Annotated in this window: 14 protein-coding genes; 5 read left to right on the plus strand and 9 right to left on the minus strand. The window is 44.0% G+C overall.

The window, feature by feature from the left end; all coding sequences use genetic code 11:
* Positions 1 to 143: 143 nt before the first annotated feature.
* On the plus strand, positions 144 to 770 hold the full coding sequence (locus tag CYL31_RS00375) for a DsbA family protein (protein WP_212917040.1): 627 nt from the start codon (positions 144 to 146) through the stop codon (positions 768 to 770).
* Between the two features lie 34 nt (positions 771 to 804).
* On the opposite strand, the gene CYL31_RS00380 is transcribed toward CYL31_RS00375, so the two are convergent.
* Positions 805 to 1,629 (minus strand): phosphatase PAP2 family protein, encoded by an 825-nt coding sequence (locus CYL31_RS00380; protein WP_212917041.1) that lies wholly within the window; start codon positions 1,627 to 1,629, stop codon positions 805 to 807.
* A gap of 270 nt (positions 1,630 to 1,899) precedes the next feature.
* Between CYL31_RS00380 and eptA the strand changes: the two genes are divergently transcribed.
* Positions 1,900 to 3,537: a phosphoethanolamine--lipid A transferase EptA gene (gene eptA / locus CYL31_RS00385; RefSeq protein WP_212917042.1), complete on the plus strand. Its 1,638-nt coding sequence runs from the start codon at positions 1,900 to 1,902 to the stop codon at positions 3,535 to 3,537.
* A gap of 97 nt (positions 3,538 to 3,634) precedes the next feature.
* Here eptA and CYL31_RS00390 read toward each other — a convergent pair whose 3' ends face one another.
* Positions 3,635 to 5,200 (minus strand): GntR family transcriptional regulator, encoded by a 1,566-nt coding sequence (locus CYL31_RS00390; protein WP_212917043.1) that lies wholly within the window; start codon positions 5,198 to 5,200, stop codon positions 3,635 to 3,637.
* A 237-nt stretch (positions 5,201 to 5,437) separates the two neighbouring features.
* Between CYL31_RS00390 and CYL31_RS00395 the strand changes: the two genes are divergently transcribed.
* Positions 5,438 to 6,655, plus strand: coding sequence for an aminotransferase class V-fold PLP-dependent enzyme (locus CYL31_RS00395; protein ID WP_212917044.1), 1,218 nt, complete (start codon positions 5,438 to 5,440; stop codon positions 6,653 to 6,655).
* Positions 6,656 to 6,659: 4 nt separating this feature from the next.
* Positions 6,660 to 7,067, plus strand: coding sequence for a SufE family protein (locus CYL31_RS00400; RefSeq protein ID WP_249411649.1), 408 nt, complete (start codon positions 6,660 to 6,662; stop codon positions 7,065 to 7,067).
* Here CYL31_RS00400 and CYL31_RS00405 read toward each other — a convergent pair.
* Genes CYL31_RS00405 through tcdA form a run of 3 tightly spaced genes read right to left on the minus strand, consistent with a single transcriptional unit; the run spans position 7,064 to position 8,568 of the window.
* On the minus strand, positions 7,064 to 7,471 hold the full coding sequence (locus tag CYL31_RS00405) for a DCC1-like thiol-disulfide oxidoreductase family protein (RefSeq protein ID WP_212917046.1): 408 nt from the start codon (positions 7,469 to 7,471) through the stop codon (positions 7,064 to 7,066). The two genes, CYL31_RS00400 and CYL31_RS00405, sit on opposite strands and share 4 nt — an antisense overlap.
* Positions 7,468 to 7,785: a N(4)-acetylcytidine aminohydrolase gene (gene yqfB, locus CYL31_RS00410; RefSeq protein WP_212917047.1), complete on the minus strand. Its 318-nt coding sequence runs from the start codon at positions 7,783 to 7,785 to the stop codon at positions 7,468 to 7,470. Before yqfB ends, CYL31_RS00405 begins: the two co-directional genes overlap by 4 nt.
* Positions 7,786 to 7,788: 3 nt before the next feature.
* On the minus strand, positions 7,789 to 8,568 hold the full coding sequence (tcdA, locus tag CYL31_RS00415; RefSeq protein WP_212917048.1) for a tRNA cyclic N6-threonylcarbamoyladenosine(37) synthase TcdA: 780 nt from the start codon (positions 8,566 to 8,568) through the stop codon (positions 7,789 to 7,791).
* Between the two features lie 115 nt (positions 8,569 to 8,683).
* Here tcdA and CYL31_RS00420 point away from each other — a divergent pair, with 115 nt between their 5' ends.
* Positions 8,684 to 9,424, plus strand: a complete 741-nt coding sequence (locus CYL31_RS00420) for a TrmB family transcriptional regulator (protein ID WP_212917049.1) — start codon at positions 8,684 to 8,686, stop codon at positions 9,422 to 9,424.
* A gap of 113 nt (positions 9,425 to 9,537) precedes the next feature.
* On the opposite strand, the gene CYL31_RS00425 is transcribed toward CYL31_RS00420, so the two are convergent.
* The 4 genes from CYL31_RS00425 to atpA form a co-directional block, all read right to left on the minus strand.
* Positions 9,538 to 9,957 carry a F0F1 ATP synthase subunit epsilon gene (locus CYL31_RS00425; protein ID WP_072839335.1) on the minus strand — a complete coding sequence of 140 codons (420 nt, stop codon included), beginning with the start codon at positions 9,955 to 9,957 and terminating at the stop codon, positions 9,538 to 9,540.
* Positions 9,958 to 10,020: 63 nt separating this feature from the next.
* Positions 10,021 to 11,397: a F0F1 ATP synthase subunit beta gene (gene atpD / locus CYL31_RS00430; protein WP_012072122.1), complete on the minus strand. Its 1,377-nt coding sequence runs from the start codon at positions 11,395 to 11,397 to the stop codon at positions 10,021 to 10,023.
* Positions 11,398 to 11,426: 29 nt separating this feature from the next.
* Positions 11,427 to 12,287, minus strand: coding sequence for a F0F1 ATP synthase subunit gamma (gene atpG, locus CYL31_RS00435; RefSeq protein WP_212917050.1), 861 nt, complete (start codon positions 12,285 to 12,287; stop codon positions 11,427 to 11,429).
* An 82-nt stretch (positions 12,288 to 12,369) separates the two neighbouring features.
* A complete protein-coding gene (gene atpA / locus CYL31_RS00440) occupies positions 12,370 to 13,914 on the minus strand; it encodes a F0F1 ATP synthase subunit alpha (protein WP_012072124.1) in 1,545 nt (514 codons plus the stop codon).
* Positions 13,915 to 13,927 lie beyond the last annotated feature (13 nt).

Raw genomic sequence — 13,927 nt, forward strand, 5'->3', positions numbered from 1 at the left:
CGCTACAGCACAATTCAAAAAAACGGCTTCAATTTTCATATTGAAGCCGTTTTTTTATATCGGTTGTTTTTGTTTGTTGTTTTATAGCTAAAGAGGCTGTTACCTTATGGCCTCGCTTTTTTCTATATTTACAGGAGCTATCCATGACCGCCACACTGATTTACTGCTACGACCCTATGTGCAGCTGGTGTTGGGGATTCCGCCCTACTTGGACCAAGCTACAAAAAGCCTTACAAGACTTGGTCGATGCGGATCAATTAACCATTCAGCCTATGTTGGGTGGTCTTGCTATTGATTCTGATGTTGCCATGTCAGATGAGATGAAAGGCAAGCTAGAAGCCACATGGAAAAATATTCAAAGCACTCTAGGCACAGAATTTAACTTCGATTTCTGGAAGACCGCGTTGCCACGCCGTTCAACTTACCCAGCATGCAGAGCCTGTTATGTCGCAAGAGACATCGGGCTAGAAGAAGAGATGTATCACGCCATCCAAGAGGCGTATTACCTGAATGCTAAAAACCCATCAGATTTAGACACTCTCGTTGAATGCGCAGAACACATAGGCATGAATGCAGACGGTTTTCAAAAAACCATGCAACACGTTAAAAATAAGCGTTTATTGGAAGAAGAAATAGAGCAAGCTCGACATCTTGGCTTGAATTCTTTTCCCTCTTTAGCCTTGCTATTAGGCGATAAACTTACGCCAATTCCACTAGATTACAAAGATCATTCAAGCATGCTAAATGCGATAAAAAAGGCGCTGTCGTAGCGCCTTTTTACGTGGGTTACATCAAGTCTATGAATCAACGAACAAAAACATAACTCTTCATTGTGCGAATAATAGCCGCGGCTGAAACCACATATAGCAAAGGTAAAGCGAGCTTATAATCGTTACCATCCACAAACACCATGATGCAGGCTATAACCAACAAACTTAGCGTAAATAGGTGCACATAAGCGCACAAACCAAACTTCCATTTTGCGGTAATCATCACACCACCAACACCTAATATCACACCCAATGCGCCACCAACTAAAACATCCATTGGCCAATGCACACCGATCAATACTCGACTCAAGGCAACCAATACCGCCAACAGGATAAACGTCGCTTTAGCATAAGCATTTTGCACGTAGCAAAAACACACACTTGCTAATAAGAATGCCGTTAAACTATGGCCAGAAGGAAAGCTACGTGCTTTATAGGCTCTGCCCAAAAGATTAAAGGCTTCAGGATCAAGCACTGCCGGTGGACGCGGCATCACAAAATAATCCTTAAGTAAGTTAACTACGATGGCACCAAGTAATGTGGTGAATAACACTGTCCAATGAAAACGGATATTACGGCAAGAAAACAACAACACTAAAGCCAATAAAAATACACCATCGCCAAATACCGTCATATTTTCTAATAGAAAAGAAGGTATATAAACGCTTAGACGGTTTATTTCCATAAAGCCAAAATGGTAACCACCAAGTAAATCGCCAATCATAGCCGTGCTTGCCAATAAAACGGCAACCAAAAGTAGAATTTGAATACTAGATTGGGGAACGACAGCCTTGCTTGATCTTGCTTGATCTAGCAGCAATTTATAATTAGTCGACATTTTAGTTAAGTGGCAACGCATAAAACCCCCATACCTTTTGGCAAAAAGAGATATAACTTCGATGCTCACATTTTATGCATAGTGGGTGAAAAATAAGTGAATTAGAAATCTTTGATATAACCAAAAATGAATAGTTATGTTTTTGTTTGTGATTTTGTGTAAAGTTCGCAAACAAAATGCAAAAGAAAGATTGATGAAAAGAATGAAATCCTCGTTAATAGGTAAATAATTAGACACTCTTTTCTATCTAGATTTTTCTTAATCTAGAAACAACAAGGTCAACAGGAACACATGAAGCGTAATCAAACCGTTTTATCTCGATTCACGACACGCCTAGGCACTTTTTTCAAACAGGGTTTTAAAACAAAACCGAGCACATCAAGCTTTATTATTTGGCTAGCGCTATTGAATGCGTCGCTCTACAACTGGCCTTTGTTTTCTTTTTCGATAAAAAATCTAGATGGCTTTACGCTGAATAGTCTGCAAACACTCCTGACTGTTTTTGCCGCTATTTATCTAGTCACCACTCTTGTGCTTTATGTATTGTTTATTTTATCTAGACGCTTAGGTAAAGCTGTGTGTGTGGTGTTTGCATTGGCAAACTCATTAGCCGTGTATTTCGTGGTGACTTATAACGTCATCTTAGACAGAACCATGATGGGCAATATTTTTAATACCCAATATTCTGAGTCTGAGCAATTTTTAAGCCCGAAGCTGGCTCTCTATTTTATTCTGCTTGGTGTCCTACCAGCTTGGTTAATCATTCGTGCGTCGATTCAAAAAACATCGAGAGTGCGGTTGTTCGTGCATCTCATTATCACTGTCATAGCCACCTCTACTTGGATTTGGCAGTCACAAAGCAACTGGCTTTGGATTGATAAACACGCCAAACATCTAGGCGGTATTATCATGCCATGGTCATATGTGGGAAATGCGATACGCTTTCAAAGCCAGCAAGCAAAAGAAAACGTCGAACAAACCCTCTTACCAGACGCGACATTTGGTTCAAATGAAAAAACCGTCGTTGTCTTAGTTATTGGTGAATCAGCACGAGCGGAGAATTTTTCCCTATACGGCTATAACAAACCAACCAATCCTTTGCTAACCGCATCTGAAAATGTCGTCACCTTAAAAAATGCGACCTCTTGTGCCAGCTACACCACAGCATCGGTGAAATGTATTCTTTCCCATACCAATCCAAGCGGTGTGTTTTCGGAGAACTTCGAACCTTTGCCAAGTTACCTGCAAAGACAAGGCATTGACGTTTTTTGGCGCACCAAAAACTGGGGAGAACCGCCGATTAAGGTGTCTAGTTACCTCAGCAGTGGTGATCTTAAAAACAACTGTGAAGGTGAGGAGTGTGATTTCGATGGTTTGTTGCTAAGCCATCTAGCCGAGCAAATTCAGGCATCGGATAAACAAAAAGTCTTTGTGGTTCTGCATCAAACAGGCAGTCATGGGCCATCTTATTACACGAAATATCCAAAAGAGTTTGAGGTTTTCAAACCTGTCTGTCGCTCCGTTGAACTAAGCAACTGCACACAAGAGGAATTGATCAATGCCTATGACAATACTATCTTGTACAACGACCATTTTCTGGATCAATTACGTCTGACACTCGCAGATTTAGATAATACGTCTAGCGCTTATCTTTATGTATCTGACCATGGCGAGTCACTTGGCGAAGGTGGTATTTATTTACACGGAACGCCCTATTCCATTGCGCCAGAACAACAATTAAAAGTGCCGTTCTTAGTGTGGATGTCGCCATCGTTTATTAAGCAGAAACATATTTCTGTCGATAAATTAAAGGCCCGAGAACAAAGCACTCAAGCCAATATTTTCCACAGTGTCATGGGCGCCTTTGATATGGACAGCGAGATCTATGATAAAGACCTAGATATGTTCAGGGCCGCGAGCCAACCATAGCCTCGCTGACAAACAACAACCGATCTGACAAATAATAAAGGCCAGCAAAACTGGCCTTTATTATTTAATTTAAATTAAAAGTTAAACCCTTCAGTTTTTAACCAAAATCGTGATTGATGAGATCCAACATCGGGTTATAAAGCGGTTCAGTAGTGGCATTACGAGACTTTTTAGCTTCCTTCTCAGGCTGCGCTAAATCACTTTCTATCGCTTCGACAAGCTCTTCAGCTTGCTCGTTTTCTTCCACTGGCTCAAGAGTCTCTACAGCTTGCTCATCGGCCTTTTCAATGCTTGGTTCTTCCGGCTCAATAATCGGCTTAACTTCATCAACAACCAAATGCTCAGCCAAGGCTTTTGCTAGAGGCTCCACATCATCCAAGGTTACATTCACTGCCAACCAATGATTGGCATCTGTTTCATGGCTAACCAAGGCACCGGGCACAATCGCGTGGCGAAAGCTGGCTAGCAAGGCGGTCATGCTAGCGACTTCTAATGGCTTGGACAGACGCATCCAAAGCGACATTCCGCCTTTGCTGGCAGCAAAACTGACATGCTCACCAAGACGTGTTTCAAGATGCGCTTTAACACGCTCCGAATTCGCCCAAACCTCTCGAGCACGTTTCGTTAATGAGCGCTTACTATTAGGCTGTAATGCATCACTCAAGGCCATTTGTTGAGCATCACTCAACGCCATATCTGCGCCTAAGAAAGCGCCTTCCAACAAGGCTTGATGCTTACCAGGCAAACACCAGCTTGCAGAGCGATCTACGCCTTTTGATTCCACTCCGCCGATATAAACAATCTGATCAGACGAATCCAGTGACTTGTAGGTCATCATGGATCCCGCTCGATATGCCAAATGCGAGCATAAGTCCCACTCGATCACTGGCAATTTGGTTTCTTCGATAATCGCCAACCAACGACGCAAACTTAAATTACTCACCAACTGGCCAGCAGGAAACGAGAACTGCCCCGGCAAGACAACCAGACGAATGGATTTATCACGTAAACAACGAATCGCTAAGTCTAAATCAACACCACGCTCGCCAGCCGTCAGGGCAATCACTTGTCGCCCTAAGCTCTGCAAGGTGGTGGTAATTCTAGGATCGCAAGGCGTTAACACCAATACACTATCGCCACGTTGAGTCAGTGTTTGTACGGTTTGGGTGAAGATTGCTAAAGGAGAGCGCCCTAACCAAAGATGTGATGCATGAGCTTTGATACCCAGCCCTTTTAAATGCTCACTAACCGCTTCACGGGCTGCCAAATGGCCTTTGCCTAAGACAGGAAGGCTTACTTCTTCCTGACGTGTTGCTGGGCTTAAAAAAGCGTCGCTTTGATCAACCAAGGCCGCTCGATGAGCAAGACATGCCCAAGCCGGTTTAGTACCGTCTTTGGCGAGTTCACGTAATTCGTCGCCAGCCAATAACAGTGCAGGTTTTGTCTCACTACGGTGACAAACAAAGTAGCCAGATTTGGGGCGAGACTCGATCCAACCATCTTCGCTTAACAACTCATAACCATGTATGACCGTATTTAAGCTTAGGCCCAATTGTTTCGATAAAGCTCGTAAGGACGGCATTTTATCACCAGGCACAATGGCCTCTTGTGACATCTGATCCAAGAACCAATCCACCACACCTTTATATAAAAAATCTGCCACCGTTTTGTACCTTTTCTAGTTTGTCATCTAGTATCTGTTATCAATCATTATAGTTGTCTTAAAAAAACGCAAGTAAAAGCCCAATAATTCACGATTTTGATGGAAGTTAAGGTACAATTTCACCAATTTAGCGCAGATTTCATGACTTTTGGTTCAGACTTTTAAGCCACTAGCATCACCAATTAAAATCCGCCCATTGTTCAAAACCAAAGTAGACAACCCCAAAGTAGAGTATCCATGGCTTTTGACCCTTCCTCGCTTCGTCACCTATTCCCAATTTTGGCGCAGCCAGCCTATGATTATCCGTTAACCTATTTAGATAATGCGGCGACGACACAAAAGCCATTACCGGTTTTAGATACCATTCAGGACTATTACCGAAACTTCAACGCTAATGTTCATCGTGGCGCGCACTTTCTTAGTGATCGAGCAACCAATCGTTTTGAGCAAGCCCGAGACACAGTGGCAAGCTTTATCAATGCACCCGAACAAAGTCATGTGATTTGGACAAAAGGTGCAACAGAAGCCATCAATACGGTTGCTTTGGGTTTAGAGCATTTGCTCGAAAAAGGCGATGAAATCCTCATCACCAGTTTAGAGCATCACGCCAATCTGGTGCCTTGGCAGCAATTAGCCTTTCGTACTGGTGCTCGATTACGTATTCTGCCATTAACATCCAATGGCGAATGGGAGCCCGAATTCAGCCACTATTTCACCGATAGAACACGTATTTTTGCAGCAACTCAAATTTCCAATGCCATCGGCGCAAGCACGCCTTTGCAAACAATGCTCGATCATGCCAAGCAACAAGGCGCCTTTACCCTTGTCGATGGTGCTCAAGCCGTGGCGCATTATCCTATTGATGTGCAAGTATTAGACTGTGACTTTTATGTCTTCTCTGGCCACAAGATGTATGCTCCAACAGGTATTGGCGTGTTATATGGTAAAAGTCACGCTTTGGAAGTTCTGCTGCCGTACCAAACGGGCGGCGAAATGGTGCGCCATGTTTCGTATCAAGCCACTGAATTCAATGTGCTTCCTTATCGCTTAGAAGCAGGAACACCTCACATCGAAGGCGTTATTGGCTTGGCGGCAGCCTGTGATTTCCTTAACTCTCAGGATCGTCTTTCATTATTAGCTTGGGAACAATCCCTCGCCACGCACGTATATTCTCGTCTTCATAAAGAAGGTGGAATCGAGATTTATTCGCCCGAGAAAAACACCACGTTAGTGTCCATAAGTGTACCCAATATTCATATCTTAGATTTGAATGCTTATCTAGACAGCCAAGGTGTCGCGGTTCGAGCTGGCAGTCACTGTGCCCATCCGTTAATGGCACAACTTGGTGTTGCTGGTACCTTGCGCGCTTCTTTTGCTTGTTACAACACCATGGAAGAAGCTAACCGCTTCTGCGATGTACTGCTCGAAGCTATAGACCTATTAAACGATGAGTAACACTATGACGGACTCTTTAGGACAACAAAAGCCAGTAAACATAAAAGCCCAGCTACAAGCTTGCCGAAGCAAAGAAGAAACCTTTAAGGCTTTAGTGACGTTAAGCAAAACCTTACCGCGACTGTCCGTTGAAGAAAAAACCGAAGACAACAAGGTAAAAGGTTGTGAAAGCGCCGTTTGGCTCATCATGGAAGAAAACGATGGACTACGTCACTTCAAAGCCGACAGCGACGCCAAGCTCATGCGCGGCGTACTTGTCGCCCTACTCAGCTTGGTAGAAGGAAAAACACTAGCGGATATTCAACAAATGGACCTAAAAGCAGAGCTGGCGGAACTTAACTTATCAAGTTATCTAACCAGCTCTAGAACCAATGGTGTGTTGGCGATTTTGAGCAAGGTAGCAACGAACTAAAACCGTTCGTTATCATCTTTCTTTAGGTTGTTAATCTTCGTCTTGCCCAAGATTTTCAACAACACATTACGGCAAGATCTTAGTATTGGGTACAAAATAGCAGCGACTTTTTTGGAGCTAAACAGCCAATAATTTAGACGATTAAACACGCCAGATCGGCTGCTAAGCAAGGCTAAAAGCTGGATAGCATCCGCGCCATAATAGAGCTGTCCATCCATTTTCAATACCATGCCTTGATCTATGTCCAAGCCCTGCGCGGTAATCTCTTGTAACACTTGAGGATTCTCTCTCGCATCAATCAGTACTAATTCGCCAACGCTTTGACGTATGCGAACGATCTGGCAATAAAAATGGCAAGCTGGACATTCTTTGTCATAAATAAGCAGAATCTGTTTGTCTGTCATGCATCAACCAGCTGATAAGAGATCAAATACAAATGTTGAATCCCTGGGTAAATGACCTGAATCACTTCCCTCAATTCATCCAAGGTCATGTTTTCTTGCTCGGCATGATAATCCGTTAGAGCGTCAAACAAGACCGGCTCGACAGACAATATTTTTAATCGACAAAATTCACGACCGTCTTCAAAGGTAGATACGGTTACAACCGAACCGGGAACATAGTGTTTTTCCGCTTCATCGCGCAAAGTAATGGTCTTCTTGCCCGATAGAATATCGGCCTCAAAGCGTTCAAAGAAGGTCATTATGTTTGGTGTCATGCGTTAATTCGCCTTTTGCGCCAGTTTTTCCAACACTCTCGACACCGCGACAAACGCGAAGGAAGCGGTCACTGCGGTGCTGGCGCCAAAGCCGGTATCGCAGTTCATTTTGGTTTCTGTATCGCCTTTTAAGCGCTGATGGGAAACCGTGCCGTCGCCTTGCGGGTAGCGTAATTGCTCGGTGGAATACACGCATTCAATGTCAAAGCGGCGTTTCGGATTGCGGGTAAAGTTGTAATAACGTCGCAGGAAGTTGCGTAGTTTGGCAGCAAGTGGATCTTTTTCGGTTTTAGAGAGATCGCCGATGAGTATTTTGGTTGGGTCCATTTGACCGCCCGCACCACCGACTGTGATGACTTTACGCTTGTTACTCTTACTCCACGCCATCAGAGCGGCTTTTGGCTTGATGCTATCAATGCAATCAATAATGTAATCAAACGGCGTAGAGAGCAGCTCAGAGATGTTTTCAGGGGTAATAAAGTCTTCTATGCAGGTTACTTGGCAATCAGGGTTAATCAACTTAATACGTTCCGCCATCACATCCACTTTTGACTGACCTATATTGCCATCTAGAGCATGAATCTGGCGGTTGGTATTAGTAATGCAAACATCGTCCATATCAATAAGGGTAATGTATCCAATACCTGAACGTGCCAGTGCTTCTGCTGCCCAAGAACCAACGCCACCAATACCGATGACACAAACGTGAGCTTGATTAAAAAACTCATACGCGGCATCTCCATATAAACGGCGAATACCACCAAATCGTTGATCGTTTGTCACTTTTCTCTCCTCGCAGAAGGTTCTACCCTGCGCTTTTTATGTCAATGAGTGTATTCTGTGAACTTAGAAAATACAGATTACATTCTATAAATAATTACCATGTACTGTGAGCCGTATGATTCAGCAAGCTTTTGAAATGCTTGGTTTAACACCAAGAGAAACACAACTTTACCAAACACTATTAAAGCTAGGACCTTCTTCCATTCGAGATATTGCCGAACACAGCGGCATCAATCGCGGTACGGCCTATGAGTCGCTAAAACAGTTACAAAGCAAAGGCATCGTTAGCTACTTTCCAAAAGGAAAACGCCGATTATTTACCGCTGAAAACCCAGACATTCTGTTAAACCTAGCGGAAGAAAAACGCAACCGCCTAGACAAAACCATCGAAAATCTGAAGAACACTATCATTCCTAACTTACATCAGCAGCAACCAGATTATCATCAAACTCATGTTCGCTATTACGAAGGCGATGATGGCATAGAGTGGGTTTTGCGCGATATTTTAAACGTGGTATCGCAACAAGACCACAAAGAATACTGTGTGTTTTCATCCAAGCCGATTCGTCCATTCTTGTATCGCCCTTTTCCAAACTACACAAAACAACGTGTAAAGCTTGGTATTAACGTAAAAGTTATAGCCCTTGGGGATGGTGGTGAGGAAGCACAGTTGTCGGAACGTAAGTGGATTAAAACGGAAGGTTCGGTCGACGCTAGCTATATCGCTATCTATCCACCAAAGTGTGCGATTATTTCTTTAGCAAGTAACAACTTCCCTTCTGCCGTGGTATTGGAATCTAAAGACATCGCCAAAGCACAACAGATCATCTTCGATACACTGTGGAAGATGCTTTAAAGAGGCGACTTTTCTATTAAATAACAGGCCCTTAAATAACATACCCTAAATAGCAGACAATAAAAAAGCAGCTCGAAAGCTGCTTTTTTTGACTTCAAACTCAACATTACCGCTTATTTGTGATCGCGGAACTGCTGAATAGTACGCAAGCGGGCCATAGCTTCTGCTAGTTCCACTGTCGCACGAGTGTAGTCGACGTCAGGTTTTTGGTTAGCCAAAAGCTCTTTAGCATGTTCCTGAGCTTTTAGTGCCGCCTCTTCGTCCAGATCTCTTGCACGAGTGGCTGTGTTAGCCAAGACGGTGACGCGGTGCGGTTGAACTTCTAGGAAGCCACCGGACACGAAGATTATCTCTTCGTCACCATTTTCTTTAACCACACGAACAGGACCTGGTTGCAGAGTAGTCAACAATGGCGCGTGACCAGGCATAATGCCCAAATCGCCATAGCTGCCTGCAGCCACAAGAGATTGTACCGTACCGGAAAAAATCTCTTGTTCAGCGCTTACGATATCGCAGTGTACTGTGATAGCCATAAGTTGCCTCTCTTAGTCATACTTAGCAAAAGCGTTTTACAACGCTTTTGCTACGCGTGATGGTTAAAGTTTCTTAGCTTTCTCGACAGCTTCGTCGATGCTACCAATCATGTAGAACGCTTGCTCTGGAAGATCATCGAACTCACCATCCAAGATGCCTTTAAAGCCACGAATCGTGTCTTTCAAAGAAACATACTTACCTGGAGAGCCAGTGAATACTTCTGCTACGAAGAAAGGCTGAGACAAGAAACGCTGGATTTTACGAGAACGGTTAACCGTTTGTTTATCTTCTTCAGATAACTCGTCCATACCCAAGATTGCGATGATGTCTTTCAATTCTTTGTAACGCTGCAATACCATTTGAACGCCACGTGCTACGTCGTAATGCTCTTGACCGATAACTAATGGGTCAAGCTGACGTGAAGTAGAATCAAGAGGATCGATCGCTGGGTAGATACCCAAAGATGCGATGTCACGAGACAATACAACGGTTGCGTCCAAGTGAGAGAACGTTGTTGCTGGAGACGGGTCAGTCAAGTCATCCGCAGGTACGTATACCGCTTGAACAGACGTGATAGAACCAGTCTTAGTAGAGGTGATACGTTCTTGAAGAACACCCATCTCTTCAGCAAGTGTAGGCTGGTAACCTACCGCAGATGGCATACGACCTAGCAATGCAGATACTTCTGTACCCGCAAGCGTGTAACGGTAGATGTTATCTACGAAGAAAAGTACGTCACGACCTTCGTCACGGAACTTCTCAGCCATTGTCAAACCAGTCAAAGCAACACGTAGACGGTTACCTGGTGGCTCGTTCATTTGGCCGTATACTAGAGATACTTTATCGATTACGTTCGAGTCAGTCATCTCGTGGTAGAAGTCGTTACCTTCACGAGTACGCTCACCAACACCAGCGAATACAGAGTAACCGCTGTGCTCGATTGCGATGTTACGGATAAGTTCCATCATGTTTACGGTTTTACCTACACCGGCACCACCAAACAGACCAACTTTACCACCTTTCGCGAAAGGACAAACAAGGTCAATAACCTTGATACCCGTTTCTAGCAATTCGTTGCTAGAAGACTGCTCAGCATAAGAAGGAGCTGAACGGTGAATTGACCAACGCTCTTCTTCGCCGATTGGGCCTTTTTCGTCAATCGGATTACCTAGAACGTCCATAATACGTCCTAGTGTTTTAGTACCAACTGGCACAGAAACTGGTTTGTTTGTATTTTCTACAACCAAGCCACGTTTAATACCGTCAGTGGAACCCATTGCGATGGTACGAACAATACCGTCGCCTAGTTGTTGTTGAACTTCCAACACCAACTGTTTACCCTCAATGGTCAGGGCATCATATACTTTTGGCACGCTATCACGTGGGAATTCCACGTCCATTACCGCGCCAATAACCTGTACGATGTGTCCGCTACTCATGTTCGGATCCTCTTAAATACCTAAATACCTTAAACCGCTGCCGCGCCGCTGACTATCTCAGAAATTTCCTGAGTAATCGCTGCTTGACGAGCCTTGTTGTACACCAACTGCAATTCATCAATGATATCGCCGGCGTTGTCTGTTGCGTTTTTCATAGCAAGCATACGAGCTGCTTGTTCACACGCAATATTCTCAACCACTGACTGATATACTTGAGATTCAATATAGCGAACCAATAATTCGTTCAAAATTTCAACGGCTTCTGGTTCATAAATGTAATCCCAGTGGTGCTTTAACTCTGTATTCTCTTCCGCTTTTAATGGCAAAAGTTGTTCAACCGTCGGGTTTTGAGTCATGGTATTCACGAACTCATTTGAAACCACATAAAGACGATCGATACGACCTTCGTCAAATGCGTCTAGCATCACCTTTACGCTACCGACTAAATCGTCAGCTTTTGGTGCATCACCTAAACCGGTGAAGGCTGCTGTTACATTTCCGCCGTAGTTACGAAAGAATGAAACGGCTTTGCTGCCGATTGCACAGATGTCGATTTCAACACCAGTATCAGCAAATTGTTTCATATCTCTAATGGCTTTTTTGAACACGTTAACGTTCAAACCACCACATAAACCACGATCAGAAGAGATTACGATATAACCAACACGCTTCGCCTCACGTTCGGTAAGGTAACGGTGTTTATACTCAGGATTCGCGTTGGCCAAATGACCAACTACTTGGCGAATTCGTTCCGCATACGGACGAGAAGCGGCCATACGATCCTGAGCTTTACGCGTTTTACTTGCCGCTACTTTTTCCATAGCACGAGTAATTTTACGCGTATTGTTAATGCTCGAAATCTGAGTACGTATCTCTTTTCCGACTGCCATAATAGAACTGCCCTTGTGAGAATGTTATTTCACAAACTGCAAGAAAGTGGTGACAAGCTTTAATCGCTTGTCACCAAACTCATTACCAAGTTTGCGTCGCTTTAAACTTCTCGATTGCCGCTTTAAATGTCGCTTCAATCTCGCCGTTAAAATTACCAGTTTTGTTAATGTCAGCCATAAGATCAGTGTGTTCACTGTTCATGTAGCTCAACAAAGCAGTTTCAAAACTACCAATTTTGCTTGTTTCAACATCTTCAAGGAAGCCATCATTAGCAGCGTAAAGAACTACGCCCATATCAGCTACAGACATAGGTGAGAACTGCTTTTGTTTCATCAGTTCAGTAACCTGTTTACCGTGCTCTAACTGCTTACGAGTCGCTTCGTCTAGGTCAGATGCGAACTGAGCGAAAGCCGCCAATTCACGGTACTGAGCCAATGCAAGACGAATACCACCGCCAAGTTTCTTGACGATCTTAGTTTGTGCTGCACCACCTACACGAGATACCGAAATACCTGCGTTCATTGCTGGACGAATACCGGCGTTAAACGAGCTCGTTTCCAAAAATATCTGACCATCTGTGATGGAGATAACGTTGGTTGGTACGAATGCAGATACGTCACCACCTTGAGTCTCGATGATTGGCAATGCGGTCAAAGAACCAGTTTTGCCTTTCACTTCACCATTGGTGAATTTCTCTACGTAATCAACGTTTACACGTGATGCACGCTCAAGAAGACGAGAGTGAAGATAGAATACGTCACCTGGGTAGGCTTCACGACCTGGCGGACGACGTAAAAGCAAAGAGATCTGACGGTAAGCCCAAGCTTGCTTGGTCAAATCATCATAAATGATCAATGCGTCTTCACCGCGGTCACGGAAATATTCACCCATAGTACAGCCAGTGTATGGCGCTATGTAAAGCATTGCTGCTGGATCAGATGCGCCAGCGGCTACTACTGTGGTGTATTCCATTGCGCCAGCTTCTTCAAGCTTACGCACAACGTTAGCAATAGTAGATTGTTTCTGACCGATCGCTACGTACACACACTTAATGCCAGAATCTTTCTGAGCAATAATGGTGTCGATTGCTAATGCAGTCTTACCAATCTGACGGTCACCGATGATCAACTCACGTTGTCCACGACCAATTGGCACCATAGCGTCAATTGCTTTGTAACCTGTTTGAATCGGTTGATCAACTGACTGACGTTCGATTACGCCTGGCGCCACTTTTTCAACTTTATCAGTTAGTTTTGCATTGATAGCGCCTTTGCCGTCGATTGGGTTACCCAATGCGTCAACAACACGACCAAGCAATTCAGGTCCGATTGGAACTTCCAATATACGACCTGTACATTTAACTTTTTGACCTTCTACAAGGTCTTGGTATTTACCAAGTACTACTGCACCTACAGAGTCACGCTCTAGGTTCAAAGCAATACCATAAACACCACCAGGGAATTCAATCATTTCCCCGTACATAACATCTGCCAAGCCGTGGATCAGAACGATACCGTCTGCCACGCTGACAATTGTGCCCTCATTTTGGGCATCAGAAGATACATCGAGGTTCTCGATGCGCTTCTTGATAATCTCGCTGATCTCAGATGGATTCAGTTGCTGCATGCTAAATTCCTCA

It is taken from the genome of Marinomonas sp. A3A, from assembly GCF_018336955.1.
Classification (GTDB): Bacteria; Pseudomonadota; Gammaproteobacteria; order Pseudomonadales; family Marinomonadaceae; genus Marinomonas; species Marinomonas lutimaris.